Source organism: Notoacmeibacter marinus (assembly GCF_002238045.1).
GTDB classification, from domain to species: domain Bacteria; phylum Pseudomonadota; class Alphaproteobacteria; order Rhizobiales; family Rhizobiaceae; genus Notoacmeibacter; species Notoacmeibacter marinus.
The window spans coordinates 93,079-109,900 of record NZ_NBYO01000001.1 but is presented as its reverse complement, the minus strand read 5'-3'; the positions used below and the strand labels follow the sequence as shown (position 1 = coordinate 109,900).

Sequence of the window (16,822 nt, the reverse complement as noted above, 5' to 3'; positions counted from 1 at the left end):
AAAACGTCCTTGGTTAGCGAAGCCTTAAGAGAACCCGCTTATGATGTTTTACCCGGCCCCTCGGCCGATTGCGCATAAACGAAAGCGGGACCCGACCTCCATGCAGATCAAACGCCGCCACCTTCTCGCCGGAGCCGGCGCCATGGCTCTGTCTACGGCCTCCGGTGCGAGAGCCGACGATGTCCTTCAGCAGATATTCAACACCCGTAGTCGCAGCGCCTGGAACGACCAGTTCGACGGCCGTTACTCGGCCGGCCAGACGGTCCAGACAAATCAGCCTATCTTCAGTCCGGCGACGCTGGGTTATGTTCAGCAGGCGATCTCCGATTACCAGATGATCGAGGCGTCCGGCGGATGGCCCGTTGTTCCCTCTACGACCAAGCTCGAACTCGGAGTTGTCGATCCGGCCGTCGGGCCGCTTCGCCGCAGATTGATGATTTCGGGCGATCTCGACCGCAATGCCGGCATGAGCAACGCCTTTGATTCTTACGTGAACACAGCGATCAAGCGCTTCCAGACCCGCCATGGCCTGCCATCCGACGGCGTGGTCGGCGAATACACCTTCAAGATGATGAACGTGCCGGTGTCGACGCGCCTGATGCAGTTGCGCACCAATCTGGTGCGGCTGGAAACCATGGCGAACAGCTTCCTTGGTGAGCGCTATGTGATCGTCAACATTCCGGCCGCCGAGATCGAAGCGGTTGAGAACGGTCGCGTGGTTCAGCGTCACACCGCGATTGTCGGCAAGGTCAGCCGTCAAACGCCGATCCTTAATTCCAAGATCAATCAGATCATCATCAATCCTTACTGGAATGCGCCGGAATCGATTATCCGCAAGGACATCGTTCCGCTGATGCAGAAGGATCCGAACTATCTGAACGAGAACGCCATCCGCATCTACAAGCACGGCGACCTGGAAAACGAGATCGATCCGCGATCGATCGACTGGCATGATCCGGCGACGCCCGACTATGTCGGTAAGCTGCGTTTCCGTCAGGATCCGGGCAAGATCAACGCCATGGCGAGCGTGAAGATCAATTTTCCGAACAAGCACGCCGTCTATATGCACGACACCCCGCAGCAGGGCCTGTTCAACCAGCTCATGCGCTTTGAATCGTCCGGTTGCGTTCGTGTCCAGAACGTTCGCGATCTGGTGGTCTGGCTGATGCGGGACACGCCCGGCTGGGATCGTCGTTCCATCGAGTCGCAGATCAAGACGGGTGAATCTGTTCCGGTCGAGTTGTCGCAGCCGGTGCCGAATTACTTTACCTACATTTCGGCCTGGTCGACGGGCAGAGGTGCCGTGCACTTCCGTGACGACATTTACGGACGTGACGGTTCGACCGACCTGCAGCTCTCCAGCGCTTACTGAAGCGAAACGAACTGAACGATTGGATGGGCCGCCCCGCTCGGGGCGGCCCTTTTCGTTTGCGCTTCGATAGCGGTTGCTGCCTTCGCAAAATAGACGGAGAACGCCGCCTCAAAACGAGGTGAACAGCGGCAGACGGCTTCCGCTTTTGTGCCCGACTGGTCTAGTCTGCGATCAAACTGGGGGGGGCGGAGGAGCTTCATGCGTGGAATCATCGTCGCAAGCGCGGTCTTCCTGGCGGCAACGGGCGTGGCGCGAGCTGGCTTCGAAATCTGTAATGACGGCTCCGTGCGCGCCAATGTCGCGATCGGCTATATGGGGGAAGGTGACTGGACGTCCGAAGGCTGGTGGCGGATCGAGCCGGGCGATTGCAAGACCGTTTTGACCGACGAGTTGACACGCACCCGCTATTATTGGCGCGCGACGAGCGCGACGGGTCCAGACTGGCCCGCCCGCAAATTCATGTTCTGTACGGTGAGGAAGCCGTTCACCATTGTCGGCGACGACGATTGTACCGCGTGGAACTATCGGCGGGAGGGCTTCAACGAGATCGTACTGACGAAGGGGACGACCGGGTTCCGTTTGCGGCTCGACGATGAACAGCGCCTGGCGGCTCTTCGCGCCGAAGAGGAAGGTTTCACGACGCAAGACAGTGTGGCGGACGTCGTGCAATCGATGCCACCTGCGAACGAGCCGCCGCCGACACCGAAGCGCGCCTCGAAGCAAACGCCAGCCGAGCCCTTCGGCTTCTCCGTTTCTGGCGAGACTTTGACGGTGAGCGGTGCACCGCCGATCGGTTCGCTAGGCGAGCCCTACACCGTCACAGGCGTCTTTCAGGGTTGCGAATATTACGATGTCTCGATGGCCTGCCTTCTGAACAGCGGCGGCTTCACCTATAGAGCGCAAAGCAACGATGCGACGCCCGAAGCCATGCTGGATGCGATGGTCGACATGAAGACGTTCGCGCAACAGAGATGGAGCGGCGATCTGGTCGCGCAGAACGGCGGGGAAGTCGAAGTTACCTTGCGGGAAGTCGTGCAGCTGGATCCCGATCCCCATGGCGATACGCGGAAGGCTGTCCAGGGCGAATGGATCGACAGCGCCGATCCGAGCCAGCGCCTGTCGCTGATCGGGAACATTTATTCGCTCTCCTATGGGACCGGAGAGCCAGAAACGGGAATCTTCGCTTTCTCCGAACGTTGCGACGAACCGGTCGGTGAAGGACTTTATCTCAACTTTTATCCCGATAGTGGCGAGGCAAGTACCTGCTATGCCGTTTCGACCGCGTCCACGAGTCGCTTGAACATCTCGCAAATGGGAATGCTTCAGGGTGCGGCTTACATTCGCCCCTGAAGCAGGGATGCGAACCCGGTGGATTCGATGGGTCGTCGACGTAGCGTGCGACTTTGAAAACTGCTAAGTCGCGTGTTCCAAGACGCGGACGAAACGGAACCATTACATCGTTTTTCGATCCGCAATGGGACCAAATCGGCTCGGCAGTCCAGACATGAAGAGGACCAGCGCATGAACATCCAGGCGCGTCACGACGGTTTTTTCTCCGATACGCTCGAACAGAGCGATCCCGATGTGTTCGATGCGGTCCGCAAGGAACTCGGCCGCCAGCAGAACGAAATTGAGCTGATCGCCTCCGAGAACATCGTCTCGCGAGCGGTGCTCGAAGCGCAGGGCTCGGTCCTCACCAACAAATATGCCGAAGGCTATCCCGGACGGCGCTATTATGGCGGCTGCGAATTTGTCGACATCGCCGAGAACCTGGCCATCGATCGCGCCAGGGAACTGTTCGGCTGCGAATTTGCCAATGTGCAGCCCTCGTCGGGGTCGCAAGCCAACCAGGCCGTCATGATGGCGCTCGCCAAGCCGGGCGACACGCTGCTCGGCATGAGTCTGGATGCCGGCGGTCACCTGACCCATGGCGCCAAGCCCAATATGAGCGGCAAATGGTTCAACGCCGTGCAGTACGGTCTCGATCTGGAAACCGGTCTGATCGACTACGATCAGGTCGAGGAATTGGCGATGGAGCACAAGCCGACGATCATCGTCTGCGGCGGTTCGGCCTATTCGCGCCAGATCGATTTCGAGCGCTTCCGCGCCATTGCCGACAAGTCCGGCGCGGTCCTGTGGTGCGATATGGCCCATTTTGCGGGCCTGGTCGCTGGCGGCCAGCATCCGAGCCCGTTCCCCCATGCCGATGTCGTCACCACGACGACGCACAAGACGCTGCGGGGCCCGCGCGCCGGCATGGTTCTCACCAATCACGAGGCTATCGCCAAGAAGATCAATTCGGCGGTGTTCCCCGGCCTGCAGGGTGGCCCGCTCATGCACGCGGTGGCGGGCAAGGCGGTGGCTTTCGGCGAAGCGCTGAAGCCTGCCTACAAGTCTTACATGCGCCAGGTCGTCGAAAACGCTAATGTACTGGCTGAAACGCTGGTCGGCCATGGCTTTGCCATCGTCTCCGGCGGCACCGACACCCATCTGATGCTGGTCGATCTGCGACCCAAGAACCTGACCGGCAAGGACAGCGAAAAATCGCTCGGCCGCGCCGGCATCACCTGCAACAAGAACGGTGTGCCGAACGATCCGCAAAAGCCGATGGTCACCTCCGGCATCCGCCTCGGAACGCCCGCCGCCACGACGCGCGGCTTCGGCACGGACGAGTTCCGCGAGGTCGGCAATCTGATCGCCGAGGTGCTGGACGGCCTGTCGCAGGCGAACGATCCGGAAGGCAATGCCCGCATCGAGGCCGCCGTTAAGGAAAAGGTCGAGGCGCTAACGGCCCGCTTCCCGATCTACCCGCACCTGGGATAGGCGCGGCCTTTTCTCCGCCATCTGAACGGTTTATGGCCTTCGCGACGTTACAATCGCGAAGGCTTTTTTATGCGCTGCCCGTTCTGCCAGTCTCCCGACACCCAGGTGAAGGATAGCCGCCCGGCCGAGGACGGCGCCGCCATTCGTCGCCGGCGGGTCTGTCCCGATTGCAGCGGCCGCTTCACGACATTTGAGCGCATCCAGCTACGCGATCTGACCGTTCTCAAGCGCTCCGGACGCAAGGTTCCCTTCGACCGCGACAAGCTGGCCCGATCCTTCGAGACGGCGCTGCGCAAGCGCAATGTCGAGCCGGAGCGCGTCGAGCGGGCCATATCCGGCATCGTCCGCCAGCTGGAGAATTCCGGTGAATCGGAGATCGAGGCCGAGACCATCGGCAATCTCGTCATGGATGTCCTGAAGTCGATGGATGACGTCGCCTATGTGCGCTACGCCTCGGTCTATCGCAATTTCCGCGAAGCCAAGGATTTTCAGGACCTGCTCGGCGAACTGGGCGGCCCCGCCGGCCAGGCCGGTGAGAATCTCGATGAGGTCGGCGAAGACGGCGTGCCCAGCACCGACATCGACGACCGGTCGGCGGACTGAAAGCTCCATGGCGGTTCAATCGAAGAATGACGGAGCCGAGACGGCATCCGAGTCCGACCGGCGTTTCATGGCGGCGGCGCTCCGCCTGTCGGGCCGCAATCTCGGGCAGACCGGCACGAATCCTTCCGTCGGCACGCTGATCGTGACACCGGATGGGCGGATCATCGGTCGCGGTGTGACGGCGCCGGGCGGGCGGCCCCATGCCGAGCCGCAAGCTCTGGCCGAAGCAGGGGAGGCGGCGCGCGGCGCGACCGCTTACGTCACACTGGAACCCTGCGCCCATCACGGCCGGACACCGCCTTGCGCGGAAGCCTTGGTGGAGGCGGGCATAGCGCGGGTGGTTTGCGCTGCGACCGATCCGGACGACCGTGTCTCGGGCAGGGGCTTTGCTCTGTTGGAAAAGGCGGGCATCGCCGTGACGAAGGGAGTGTTGGCTGAAGACGCTGCCGAGATCATGGGTGGCTACCTCTTCCGCACCTTCCGGCATCGCTGCCACGTGACGGTGAAACTGGCCGTCAGCACTGACGGCATGATCGGCCGGCTTGGCGAAGGGCAGGTGCCAATTACCGGCGATGTGGCGCGGGCCCACCTTCACGCGCAGCGTGCGCAGGTGGACGGAATCGCGGTCGGTATCGGCACGGCGCTGGCCGACGATCCCGAACTGACCTGCCGCCTGCCGGGGCTGGAGCCGCATTCACCGGTGCGCGTCGTGCTGGATGGAGAAGGGCGTCTGCAACTCGGCTCGAAACTGGTGAAGTCGGCGCCTTCCGTTCCGCTGATCGTCGCCTGCGTGCTGGAGGAGGCCGGCGCAAGGGCCGCGGCGCTTCGCCTCAATGGCGCGGTGATTTTGGGTGCGGAACGGGTCGGCGGGCGTCTGGCGCTGCCGGAACTGATGGAGGATCTCGCCGCGCGGGGCATCGGCTCGTTGATGGTCGAAGGCGGCGCGGCCGTCGCGCGCTCGTTCTTGGCGGACGGTCTGGTCGACCGCATCTGGCTCTATAGCGGCCGGCGTGAGGTCGGCGCGGGCGGCATTCCATCGCCCGTGACCCAACAAACCGTGCCTGATGATTATCGCCTGACGGACGAGCGTATGCTAGGCCCGGACAGTTTTCAGGAATGGGTGCGGGAAAGCTGATGTTCACCGGAATTGTCACCGATATTGGCCGCGTGGTCGCGATGAGCGAACGCGCGGGCGGAAGGCGCTACCGGATCGAGACCGCTTACGATCCGGCGACCATCGCCATTGGCGCATCCATTGCTCATGCGGGCGTCTGCCTGACCGTCGTCGCCCTGCCGGAGGCCGGGTCGAACGAACGCTGGTTCGAGGTCGAAGCCTGGGAAGAAGCCCTGCGCCTGACCACCGCCGGCGACTGGCGGGAGGGCACGCGCCTCAATCTGGAACGGGCCCTTCGCGTCGGTGACGAGCTGGGCGGCCATATTGTCTCCGGCCATGTCGATGCCAGGGCAACCATTTTGGCGCGACAATCCGAAGGCGACGCGGTGCGCTTTACGCTGGAGGCGCCAAAGCATCTGGCCCGGTTCATTGCGCCGAAAGGTTCCGTCGCGCTGGATGGCACATCGCTGACTGTCAACGCCGTATCGGGCAACACGTTCGATGTTCTACTGATCGATCACAGCCTTCACGCGACGACCTGGGGCGAGCGGGCGGAAGGCGATAGCGTCAATCTCGAAGTCGATACCATAGCCCGATACGCCGCACGGCTTGCGGAAGCGGCGGACGAGGCGTAACACGCCGCCACGAGGCGAGACGACCGGAGCGGATATGGCCGAACAGGCAAACGAAACGAGACAGGCGCGGCCGGCCAACAAGCGCGGTGTGGCGCGTCTGGCTGCCGTGCAAGCGCTCTACCAGATGGATATTGGCGGCACCGGACTGCTGGAAACCACGACCGAATACGAGCACTTTCGGCTTGGTCATGAGATCGACGGCGAGCAGTATCGTGAGGCGGATGCAGCATGGTTCCGCGCGATCCTTTCCGGCGTGGTCTCCCATCAGAAGACCATCGACCCCGTCATCAACCGTGCCCTGCCGGAAGATTGGCCGCTTTCGCGTGTCGATTCCACCCTTCGCGCGATCCTGCGCGCAGGCACGTTCGAACTTGCGCATCGGCCCGACGTGCCCACGGCGGTGATCGTCAGCGAATATGTCGATGTCGCCAGCGCCTTTTACGACGAGCAGGAGCCGGGCCTCGTCAATGGCGCGTTGGACCGGGTCGCGAGGCACTTGCGGCAAACGCCGGATCGGGCAGGGTTATGACAACATTCGCGGCGCAGAATAGCGATGCCGCGATGGACAATGCGCGGCACACCGCACTTATACTCTCCGCTGGCCAGGCGATCGTCGGTGCGGCGGCGCCCATCTGCATTGCGCTCGGCGCGATCGCCGGCAGCTATCTTCTCGGCGAGGACAAGTCGCTGGCGACCGCACCGGTCGCCGGTTACAGTATCGGTGTCGCCCTCGGCGCATTGCCCGCCGCGGCGTTGATGCGGGCAGTCGGGCGTCGGCGTGGCTTCGTATCCGGCGCGTTCATCACGGCAGCCGGCGGCATTGTGGCGGCGTTCGCGCTATCTTCCGTCAGCTTCTGGCTGTTCGCGCTCGGCCTTCTGACGGTCGGGATCGGTGGCAGTTTCGTCCAGCAATACCGCTTCGCGGCGGCTGACGCCTCGCCGTCGATCTTCAAGCCGAAGGCCATTTCCTGGGTGCTGGCGGGTGGCGTGTTCGCCGCCATCGTCGGCCCGCAACTGGTGATCTGGACGAAGGATGCATTCGCACCCGCCGTGCCTTTCGCCGGCGCCTTTATCGGCCTCGTCGCCCTTTCGCTGATCGGCGCGTTTCTGCTGAACTTCCTGCGCCTGCCGCCCGCCAAGGCGACCGCCGGGATCGATCACGCAGATGAAGCGCGTCCGCTTTCGGTCATTCTGACCCAGCCGACCTTCATGGCGGGCCTGCTCTGCGCGATCGGCTCCTATTCCATGATGAGCTTCGTGATGACCGGAGCGCCGCTCGCCATGGTCGATTGCGGTTTCTCCACGGACGAAGCGACGCTCGGCATTTCCTGGCACGTGCTGGCCATGTTCGCGCCCTCATTTTTCACCGGCCGGCTGATCGAAAAATTCGGCAAGGTGCCGATCGTTCTCGTCGGCCTTCTGCTTTTGGCGGGCTGCTCGGCGGTCGCGCTGGCCGGCATCGACCTCGCCCATTTCTGGATCGCTCTCATCCTGCTCGGCATTGGCTGGAACTTCGGTTTCATCGGCTCCACGGCTATCGTGTCGGAAACCTATAGCGATGCGGAGAAGGGGCGCGTTCAGGGCATCCACGACTTTCTTCTCTTCGGCGTGGTCGCCTTTGCATCCCTCATGAGCGGTCAGGTTCTCAACGAATTGGGCTGGAGCGCGGTGGTCAGCATCGTCTTTCCGGTCGTGATCATCTGCGGCCTGGCGCTGATTGCTGTGACAAGACTGGAGAAGCGGCGTTCGTCGTATTGACGCCGGCTCGGTAAGCCGCTCAACTTCCCTCTGGATGGCTTGGGGACTGGGACAGTTCCAACAGGATTTGCCGTCCGTCAGGGCTCCGATTCCGGAGCCAAGGAGGGAAAGTCGAAAATGATTGTGCTCTATATGGTCATGCTATGTGGGCTGTTGTCCGTCGCTTATGCGATATGGGCGACGAAATCCGTCATGGCGGCGGATGAAGGAAACGAACGAATGCGGGAGATCGCGGGCTATATCCGCGAGGGCGCCACCGCCTATCTCAACCGCCAGTACACCACCATCGCCATTGTCGGCGTTGTTGTCTTCATCCTTGTCTGGCTGCTCCTTTCCCTATCCGCGGCGATTGGCTTTTTGATCGGCGCAGTGCTCTCAGGCGTCGCCGGCTTCGTCGGCATGCACGTTTCCGTGCGCGCCAATGTGCGCACGGCGCAGGCCTCGGCGCACAGCCTTGCCGGCGGGCTCGACATCGCCTTCAAGTCTGGCGCAATCACCGGCATGCTGGTGGCTGGCCTCGCCCTTCTCGGTGTGTCGGTCTATTACTGGGTTCTGACCGGCCTTCTGGGCTATGAAACCGATAGTCGAACCGTCATCGATGCGCTCGTGGCGCTCGGTTTCGGTGCGTCGCTCATTTCCATCTTCGCCCGTCTCGGCGGCGGCATCTTCACCAAAGGCGCCGATGTCGGCGGCGATCTCGTCGGCAAGGTCGAGGCCGGTATTCCGGAGGACGACCCGCGCAACCCCGCCACCATCGCCGACAATGTCGGCGACAATGTCGGCGATTGCGCCGGCATGGCGGCCGACCTCTTCGAAACCTACGCGGTGACGGTCGTCGCGACGATGGTGCTCGGCGCCATCTTCTTCGGCGGCACCGAGATCGTCGGTAGCATGATGATCTACCCGCTTGCGATTTGCGCGGTCTGCCTGATCACCTCGATCGCCGGCACCTTTTTCGTCAAGCTCGGCTCGACCGGCTCGATCATGGGCGCGCTCTATAAGGGGCTGATCGTGACCGGCCTGCTATCGATCGTCGGTCTGGCGGTCGCCAACTGGCTGACGATCGGTTTCGGCGATGTTGGAACGGTCGAGACGCTGGCCGGCGAGAGCCTGACGCTTAACGGCTTCAACTTGTTCCTCTGCGGAATTGTCGGCCTGATCGTCACCGGCCTGATCGTGGTGATCACTGAATATTATACCGGTACGGATAAGCGTCCGGTCAATTCCATCAGCCAGGCTTCGGTTACGGGTCACGGCACGAACGTCATTCAGGGGCTGGCGATCAGCCTGGAATCGACTGCGCTGCCAGCCATCGTCATCGTTGCCGGTATCATCGGGACCTACCAGCTTGCCGGTCTCTATGGCACCGGCATCGCGGTGACGACCATGCTCGGTTTGGCCGGCATGATCGTGGCGCTCGACGCGTTCGGCCCCGTGACGGACAATGCGGGTGGCATTGCCGAGATGAGCGATTTGCCCAGCGAAGTCCGCCAGACGACCGATGCGCTTGATGCGGTCGGCAACACCACCAAGGCGGTGACGAAGGGCTACGCGATCGGGTCCGCCGGTCTCGGCGCGCTGGTGCTTTTCGCAGCCTATGCCAACGATTTACGGTATTTCGCCCGCAACAGCGCGGACTATCCGTATTTCGAAGGGCTAGGCGATGTCTCCTTCGACCTTTCCAACCCCTACGTGGTGGCCGGCCTCATCTTCGGCGGCCTGATCCCCTATCTCTTCGGTGGGATTGCGATGACGGCCGTCGGCCGCGCAGCGGGCTCCATCGTCGAGGAGGTCCGGCGTCAATTCCGCGAGAATGCGGGCATCATGGAGGGCACGGTGAAGCCCGACTACAGCCGGGCGGTCGATCTTCTGACCCGCGCGGCGATCCGCGAGATGATCGTGCCCTCGCTTCTGCCGGTTCTGGCCCCGCTCGTCGTCTATTTCGGCGTGCTTCTGGTGTCGGGTGGCGACAAGGCGTCCGCCTTCGCCGCGCTGGGTGCATCGCTCCTCGGCGTCATCGTCAACGGCCTGTTCGTCGCGATCTCGATGACTAGCGGCGGCGGCGCTTGGGACAATGCGAAGAAGAGCTTCGAGGATGGTTTCGTCGACAAGGACGGCGTCCGCCACGAAAAGGGCTCCGAAGCGCACAAGGCCTCGGTGACGGGCGATACGGTCGGCGATCCCTACAAGGACACCGCCGGTCCGGCTGTGAACCCGGCCATCAAGATCACCAACATCATGGCGCTGCTTCTGCTGGCTGTCCTCGCCCATATGGGGTGAGCGCAGCGGACACCGCAGCTATTCGTCATGAACGGGCCGGAGAGAGCGATCTCTCCGGCCCGTTCCGTTTTGTCGCTGGATGGAAAGTTATGCTTCCGGCGGGCGGGGCCGCGCCAAACGCTGCTCGCGGACGAGAATGTAAAGCCCCGCAGCGATGATGATGGCAATGCCGATGGCCGCCAGCCCGTCCGGCAGGTCGCGAAAGATCAGCCAGCCATAAAGCGTAGCAAACGGGATTTCGAGATATTGCACCGGCGCCAATGTCGCCGACGGCGCAAAACGCAGCGACCAGGTCATCAGAAGATGCGCGCCGGTGCCGAACACTCCGATACCGGCCATCAGAACGGCTTCGGTCATGTTCGGCATCACCGCGCCGAAGACCGGCCCGTTTTTCCACCAGGTGAAGGCGAGCAGCAAAAGAAGCGGCGGAGTGGCAAGCAGTCCGCTCCAGGCCTGTAGGGCAATCGGGTCGCAATCCTGCGCGATCTGGCGTGAGATCAGCATGTAGAAGGCGAAGAGCACGGCCACCAGCAATGGCAGCAATGCGGGCAGGCCGACTTCCACGAAGCTCGGTTGAATGACGAGAAGCGTACCGACGAAACCGACCGTGCAGGCCGCGATCCGGCGCGGTCCGACCTCTTCCCCCAGCATGGTCGCCCCAAGCAGCAGCATGATGAAAGGCATGACGAAGGCGATGGCCACGGCATCGGCAAGCGGCAGAAAGCGCAGTGCGGTGAACATAGCGGCCATTGCGCCGACGAAGATCGCGGTTCGCAGTATAACGATCCGCATATGGCGCGCGCTTAAGCGAAAGGGGATTTTCGCCAGGATGACGATCGGCAACAGAATCGCCGCCTGGAAAGCGAGTCTCACCGCGAGAAGCTGAATGAGCGGCACCGTTCCGCCGAGAATCTTCGCCATGGCGTCGCCGATGGGAATGATGGCGCAGAACGCAACCATCAGCATGATGCCGAGCAGAGTTCGGTCCTGGGTCATCGCATGTGCACCACGGTTTGTCGGGATGACGGAAAGGCCCCGGAGGCCACTTGCCGGCCCCAGTCGCTCAGCCCGACATTAAGGCGGACTATGATGCGGCAAGCAGGGAGCGGTCAGAACCCGCCAAGGCTCGGCTTGCCTTTGCCGATACCCGACAGGACGCCGCCAATGAACGTCGTCTCACGGCCGCCGGTCGGCGTGGCGCGACTGATGAAGTCGAAGACGCGCCCATCCTTCAGGCCGTAATTGGCGATATTGTCGACGCGCCCCTCATCGTTGAAGGAGACGGCGAGAACACGCTGATCGACGATGCGGCGCTGTCCGAAGCCGACCGAACGCTGACGAATCTGGGAGATGTAGTAGAAGCGTTCGCCCTCGCCGAAATCACGGGTAATGGATGGCGAGCCGAGAGATAGCAGCACCTGCTCACGGGAGGATCCCACCGGCGTGGCTGCGATCGCATCCTCGTCGATCACATAACCCTGCTTGAATTCCTGCTTCAGGGAGAGCGCATCGGTGGAGTTGCAGCCGGCCAATGGCAGGGGCAATGCCGCTGCGACAAGAAGGGTCAGCTTGAATCCAAAACTGTTCACGACCATTTTCCCCTCAAACGTTCCTGCAAGCGGCCTTCTGGTTCGCCGCTGGGTTCCAGCCAGTGCCGCAATTCGGTAAACCAGCTTGTCCCGCCGCGCAACCAGCCTTGGCCAACACCGATCCGGTTCACTTTCATGCTCAAACGCTTCTTCTCTCGCCGGCCTCCAACTTCCGAGGAGCTGATGCAGGGCTTGTATGGCGCTATCGTGGCCGCCAGCCGCGATGCCGGTCTTTATCGTGCCGCCAACGTCCCGGACACGCCTCTTGGCCGGTTCGAAATGCTGGCCTTGCACGTCGCGCTGGTTGTGCGTCGATTGCGAATCGAGCAAGGCGAAGCCTTTTCAGATCTTGCGCAGGAACTGACGGATCGGTTCTTTACCGACGTCGATCACGCCCAGCGTGAACTAGGCATTGGCGATCTTGGCATGCGCCATCGCATGAAGACGATGGGAAAGATGTATTACGGTCGGCTGGAGGCTTATGGCGACGCTCTGGACCAGGGCGACGGCGCGGCGCTGTCATCGGCACTTCGGCGAAACGCGCTGGCCGGCGCCATGGATGCCGATGCCGATCCGCTGGCCATCTATGTCGCCACGACGGCGCAAACCCTCGATCAAGCCGAGGCCGCGTGCCTGCTCGACGGCACATTTCGTTTTCCGAGCGCTGCGACGGTTCTGGCCGCCATTCCCGAGACAAGCATGCGTATGGAGGACTAAGCGATGACAGACAATACGCCGGTGAGCCCGGTCTCCCATTTCGTCACGGTCTCCAAACTTCCCGGCAAGGGGTTGATGGTCAAGGCCGAAGCCGATGCGCAGCAGCGCGCTAACCTCGCGCGTGCGCATGGCCTCCATCGTGTCGAGCATTTCGCCTATGATCTGCATCTGTCGCCATGGAAGGGCAGGGGCGTACGCATTCGCGGCGATGTGGGCGCTGTTATCGTGCAGCTTTGCACGGTTACGCTGGAGCCGGTGCGCACTGAAATCGACGAGGCCATCGAAACGGCCTTCGTGCCGGACGACAGCCGGTTGGCGCGGCCGCAGATTGTCGAAGGCGAACTCATCGTTTCGCCGGAAGGCGACGACGTGCCGGAAACCTTCTCTCACGGCCGGATCGATATCGGTGCCTTGGCGGAAGAGTTTTTCGAACTGGCGATCCCGCTCTATCCCCGCGCGGAAGGCGCGCAACTACCCGACGATCTGGACAATGCGGCGACGGACAATGCCGACCCGCAGAACCCGTTCGCCGTGCTCTCGGCTCTGAAGCCTCACTGATGCGAGCGCGCGCCACAGGCAGAAAAGCGTTGTATCGGAGCGGGAAAACACTATGGTCCCCGAACTCCGCTGACCACAGAGGATTTGGATCGGTTTGACAACAATTGCCATTGACGCGATGGGCGGGGATCATGGGCCGCGCGCTATCCTGCCCGGTCTGGAAACCCTGCTTGGCAAGCGGTCGGACCTCACATTTCTTCTTTACGGCGACCGTGAAACGGTAGAGGGCGCAATTGCCGATCTTCCGCGCCTGAAGGCCGCTTCCACGATTCACCACACCGAAGTGGCCGTGGCGATGGACGAGAAGCCGAGCCAGGCCTTGCGCTCCGGCCGCTACAAATCATCGATGTGGCAGGCGATCGAATCGACGAAGACCCGTGAGTCCGATGTCGCAGTCTCGGCCGGCAATACCGGTGCTCTCATGGCGATGGCGACCTTCTGCCTTCGTACCATGGCCAATATCGACCGGCCCGCCATCGGCGCTATCTGGCCCACGGTGAAAGGCGAGGCCATCGTGCTCGATGTCGGCGCGACGATCGGCGCGGACGCCGTGCAATTGGTAGATTTCGCCATTCTCGGCGCGGCCATGGCTCGTGCTCTGTTCGACAAGGATTGTCCGACCGTCGGCCTCCTCAATGTCGGAACGGAAGACATCAAGGGACAGGAAGAGGTCAAGGAAGCCGCCCGTATTCTGCGCGAACGGCGCATGCCGACGTTGAGATATCGCGGCTTCGTGGAGGGAACGGATATTGGTCAGGGCGTGACAGATGTCGTCGTTTCCGAAGGGTTTGCGGGTAATATTGCGTTGAAGACCGCGGAAGGCACGGCCAAACAGTTGGGCGGCTATCTTCGCGATGCGATGCAAAGCAGTCTCAGAAGCCGCATCGGCTATCTCTTTGCGCGCGATGCCTTTCGGAAGCTGCGCGAGCGCATGGACCCGGCGCGCGCCAATGGCGGAGTGTTCCTGGGCCTGAACGGCCTTGTCGTCAAAAGCCATGGCGGCGCAAATGCGGAGGCTTTCGCTGCCGCCGTGTCTCTGGCGGCCGATCTGGCCAAGGGCGATCTGCAACATCGTATCCGGGACGATCTAGATAAGTTCCACGCCGACCGAATTCCGGCACCCGGCTCGGAAGAGGATTCTACGCAAACGGATGGCTTCGTGCGCGGCGATAGCGCGGAAACGGGGCAGTCAGGACAGAAGACATGAAGCGGACAGTAATGCTTGGCGTTGGAACGGCGCTTCCCAAACGGGTCGTGACCAATGCCGATCTGGAAAAGACGGTCGACACAACGGATGAATGGATCGTTCAACGCACCGGCATCCGCCAGCGTTACATCGCCGATGAGACCGAAACGACCGCTTCGCTTGGCGCCGATGCTGCGCGTGCGGCCCTTGAGAATGCGGGCGTTGACGCCCAGTCCATCGATCTGATCGTCGTGGCTACGGCGACGCCCGACAACACCTTTCCCGCAACGGCGGTCGAAATTCAGAAGCGGCTGGGCATCCACCACGGCTACGCCTTCGATGTCGCGGCGGTCTGTACAGGGTTCATCTACGCGCTGGCCACCGTCGATGCGCATCTGAAGGCCGGCCTCGCCAAACGCGCTCTGGTGATCGGCGCGGAGACCTTCTCACGCATTCTGGACTGGGAAGACCGGACAACGTGCGTCCTGTTTGGTGACGGCGCGGGAGCTATCGTTGTCGAAACGCAGGAGTTGGAAGAGATGGCGCCCGGCGAGGGGCCGGGCGTCCTGGCCGTTTCTCTTCGCTCCGATGGCACCCACAAGGAAAAGCTCTATGTCGACGGCGGCCCGTCGACCACGCAGACCGTGGGCAAATTGCGCATGGAAGGCCGTGAAGTGTTCCGGCATGCCGTGGGCATGATTACCGATGTCATCAAGGATGTGTGCGGCCAGACCGGCATCGCCGCCAGTGAGATCGACTGGCTGGTGCCGCATCAGGCGAACCGCCGCATCATCGACGCCTCGGCCAAAAAGCTCGGTATCGACATTAAAAATGTTGTGGTCACGGTGGATAAGCACGGCAACACTTCCGCCGCGTCGGTTCCGCTCGCGCTGGACGAAGCCGTAAGGGATGGACGCGTTCGGCCGGGCGATACGCTCTTGCTCGAAGCGATGGGCGGTGGCTTCACCTGGGGCGCGATTCTGCTGCGCGTGTAAATTGCCGCCTTGTCGAATGCCATTGTTCGACCTACCCTTTCTTCAAACCGGAGGAAGTATCCATGGCTTCGCGTACTTTGACACGCGCCGATCTTTCTGAAGCTGTCTATCGCCAGGTCGGGCTATCACGTTCCGAATCGGGTGAACTGGTCGAGCAGGTGATCGGCGAAATATGCGATGCGATTGTTCGCGGCGAGACCGTGAAACTTTCCTCCTTCGCGACTTTCCAGGTGCGCGACAAGAATGAGCGGATCGGGCGCAATCCGAAAACAGGCGAAGAAGTGCCGATTCTGCCGCGCCGTGTCATGACGTTCAAGGCCTCCAATGTGCTCAAGCAGCGTATTCTCGACGGCCATGGCGCAGGCGGCAAGAAAAGCTGACGAGACTTCTTCCGGTCTCAATCCCTTTCGGCGTTAGATATGTGCGCTTCGCCTATCGAGGGCGGTCGGTCGTCGGCTTGCACCGTGCGGCCGGCTGATCTTTGATAGCAGCCGATTCGAGTGAACGGGCCCAAGGATGATGTTCATGGCTGACAAAGCCGCCGATGCCTTTCGAACGATTTCCGAGGTCGCTGACGATCTGGACCTTCCGCAGCACGTTCTGCGGTTCTGGGAAACTCGTTTCAACCAGATTCGCCCAATGAAACGCGGTGGCGGGCGCCGCTATTATCGCCCGCAGGATGTCGATCTGATCCGCGGTATCCGCCATTTGCTCTACGATGAGGGCTACACCATCAAGGGTGTGCAGAAGATCCTCAAGGAAAGCGGTGTCGGCCAGGTCGCCGCCATTGGCGCAGGTGACAGCGACGCCCTGCAGGCTGTGGCCGCGCGCAAGGCCAAGGTAGCGAACGACCGGGGGCGAAGCCCGGCAGCGAAGGCGGCCGATCCGCTACTGGGTGAGGCGAGGGGGCGCGCGGAGCGCAGCGGAGACGGCAAGGGCGCACCCGGCGAGGGCGCGTCGATGCCGCTGTCCGGCGATCATCGCAACCTTCTTCAGGAGGCGCTTTTCGATCTTCTGGAATGCAAGCGGCTTTTGGATCAGGCGCGTTAGGAGAACGCTGCTCGTTCTCGCCACTAACGGAGTTTTCGGCCAGGTCTGTCTAAAATGGTCGGAGCGGCCGGATTCGAACCGACGACCCCTTCACCCCCAGTGAAGTGCGCTACCGGGCTGCGCTACGCTCCGAGCCGGTTCG

At 62.1% G+C, this 16,822-nt stretch carries 17 protein-coding genes and 1 tRNA gene; 15 read left to right on the top strand and 3 right to left on the bottom strand.

Annotated elements, in window-relative coordinates; translation table 11 throughout:
• The first annotated feature begins 100 nt into the window (after positions 1-100).
• From B7H23_RS00510 to B7H23_RS00465, 9 genes are all read left to right on the top strand, one after another.
• Positions 101-1,372, top strand: a complete 1,272-nt coding sequence (locus B7H23_RS00510) for a L,D-transpeptidase family protein (protein ID WP_094075469.1) — start codon at positions 101-103, stop codon at positions 1,370-1,372.
• 198 nt (positions 1,373-1,570) lie between these two features.
• Positions 1,571-2,722 (top strand): DUF1036 domain-containing protein, encoded by a 1,152-nt coding sequence (locus B7H23_RS00500; RefSeq protein ID WP_094075467.1) that lies wholly within the window; start codon positions 1,571-1,573, stop codon positions 2,720-2,722.
• Between the two features lie 171 nt (positions 2,723-2,893).
• Positions 2,894-4,195: a serine hydroxymethyltransferase gene (gene glyA / locus B7H23_RS00495; protein ID WP_094075466.1), complete on the top strand. Its 1,302-nt coding sequence runs from the start codon at positions 2,894-2,896 to the stop codon at positions 4,193-4,195.
• Between the two features lie 69 nt (positions 4,196-4,264).
• The gene (gene nrdR, locus B7H23_RS00490) at positions 4,265-4,798 is read left to right on the top strand and encodes a transcriptional regulator NrdR (protein ID WP_094075465.1); all 534 of its coding nucleotides are present in this window, start codon (positions 4,265-4,267) and stop codon (positions 4,796-4,798) included.
• 7 nt (positions 4,799-4,805) lie between these two features.
• Complete coding sequence (gene ribD / locus B7H23_RS00485) at positions 4,806-5,933, top strand: bifunctional diaminohydroxyphosphoribosylaminopyrimidine deaminase/5-amino-6-(5-phosphoribosylamino)uracil reductase RibD (RefSeq protein WP_094075464.1); 1,128 nt, start codon at positions 4,806-4,808, stop codon at positions 5,931-5,933.
• Positions 5,933-6,547, top strand: coding sequence for a riboflavin synthase (locus tag B7H23_RS00480; protein ID WP_094076776.1), 615 nt, complete (start codon positions 5,933-5,935; stop codon positions 6,545-6,547). Before ribD ends, B7H23_RS00480 begins: the two co-directional genes overlap by 1 nt.
• A gap of 34 nt (positions 6,548-6,581) precedes the next feature.
• Positions 6,582-7,076, top strand: coding sequence for a transcription antitermination factor NusB (nusB, locus tag B7H23_RS00475; RefSeq protein ID WP_094075463.1), 495 nt, complete (start codon positions 6,582-6,584; stop codon positions 7,074-7,076).
• Positions 7,073-8,305, top strand: coding sequence for an MFS transporter (locus B7H23_RS00470; RefSeq protein ID WP_240534914.1), 1,233 nt, complete (start codon positions 7,073-7,075; stop codon positions 8,303-8,305). Before nusB ends, B7H23_RS00470 begins: the two co-directional genes overlap by 4 nt.
• Positions 8,306-8,422: 117 nt before the next feature.
• On the top strand, positions 8,423-10,585 hold the full coding sequence (locus tag B7H23_RS00465; protein ID WP_094075462.1) for a sodium-translocating pyrophosphatase: 2,163 nt from the start codon (positions 8,423-8,425) through the stop codon (positions 10,583-10,585).
• An 87-nt stretch (positions 10,586-10,672) separates the two neighbouring features.
• Here the strand turns inward: B7H23_RS00465 and B7H23_RS00460 are convergent, their stop codons facing one another.
• The gene (locus B7H23_RS00460) at positions 10,673-11,581 is read right to left on the bottom strand and encodes a DMT family transporter (RefSeq protein WP_094075461.1); all 909 of its coding nucleotides are present in this window, start codon (positions 11,579-11,581) and stop codon (positions 10,673-10,675) included.
• A 113-nt stretch (positions 11,582-11,694) separates the two neighbouring features.
• Complete coding sequence (locus B7H23_RS00455; RefSeq protein WP_094075460.1) at positions 11,695-12,180, bottom strand: outer membrane protein assembly factor BamE; 486 nt, start codon at positions 12,178-12,180, stop codon at positions 11,695-11,697.
• A gap of 177 nt (positions 12,181-12,357) precedes the next feature.
• Between B7H23_RS00455 and B7H23_RS00450 the strand changes: the two genes are divergently transcribed.
• The 6 genes from B7H23_RS00450 to B7H23_RS00425 all read left to right on the top strand — a co-directional run bounded on the left by B7H23_RS00450 (position 12,358) and on the right by B7H23_RS00425 (position 16,680).
• Positions 12,358-12,891, top strand: coding sequence for a ubiquinol-cytochrome C chaperone family protein (locus B7H23_RS00450; protein ID WP_240534912.1), 534 nt, complete (start codon positions 12,358-12,360; stop codon positions 12,889-12,891).
• A gap of 3 nt (positions 12,892-12,894) precedes the next feature.
• Positions 12,895-13,449, top strand: a complete 555-nt coding sequence (locus tag B7H23_RS00445; RefSeq protein ID WP_094075458.1) for a YceD family protein — start codon at positions 12,895-12,897, stop codon at positions 13,447-13,449.
• A 94-nt stretch (positions 13,450-13,543) separates the two neighbouring features.
• The gene (gene plsX / locus B7H23_RS00440; protein ID WP_094075457.1) at positions 13,544-14,656 is read left to right on the top strand and encodes a phosphate acyltransferase PlsX; all 1,113 of its coding nucleotides are present in this window, start codon (positions 13,544-13,546) and stop codon (positions 14,654-14,656) included.
• Positions 14,653-15,630, top strand: coding sequence for a beta-ketoacyl-ACP synthase III (locus B7H23_RS00435; protein WP_094075456.1), 978 nt, complete (start codon positions 14,653-14,655; stop codon positions 15,628-15,630). The genes plsX and B7H23_RS00435 overlap by 4 nt, the downstream gene beginning before the upstream one ends.
• Positions 15,631-15,692: 62 nt before the next feature.
• Entirely contained in the window at positions 15,693-16,010 is a 318-nt protein-coding gene (locus B7H23_RS00430; RefSeq protein WP_094075455.1) for an integration host factor subunit alpha, read from the top strand.
• 145 nt (positions 16,011-16,155) lie between these two features.
• Positions 16,156-16,680 carry a MerR family transcriptional regulator gene (locus tag B7H23_RS00425; protein WP_094076774.1) on the top strand — a complete coding sequence of 175 codons (525 nt, stop codon included), beginning with the start codon at positions 16,156-16,158 and terminating at the stop codon, positions 16,678-16,680.
• Positions 16,681-16,735: 55 nt separating this feature from the next.
• Here the strand turns inward: B7H23_RS00425 and B7H23_RS00420 are convergent.
• Positions 16,736-16,812 (bottom strand) — tRNA-Pro (locus B7H23_RS00420).
• Between the last annotated feature and the right edge of the window lie 10 nt (positions 16,813-16,822).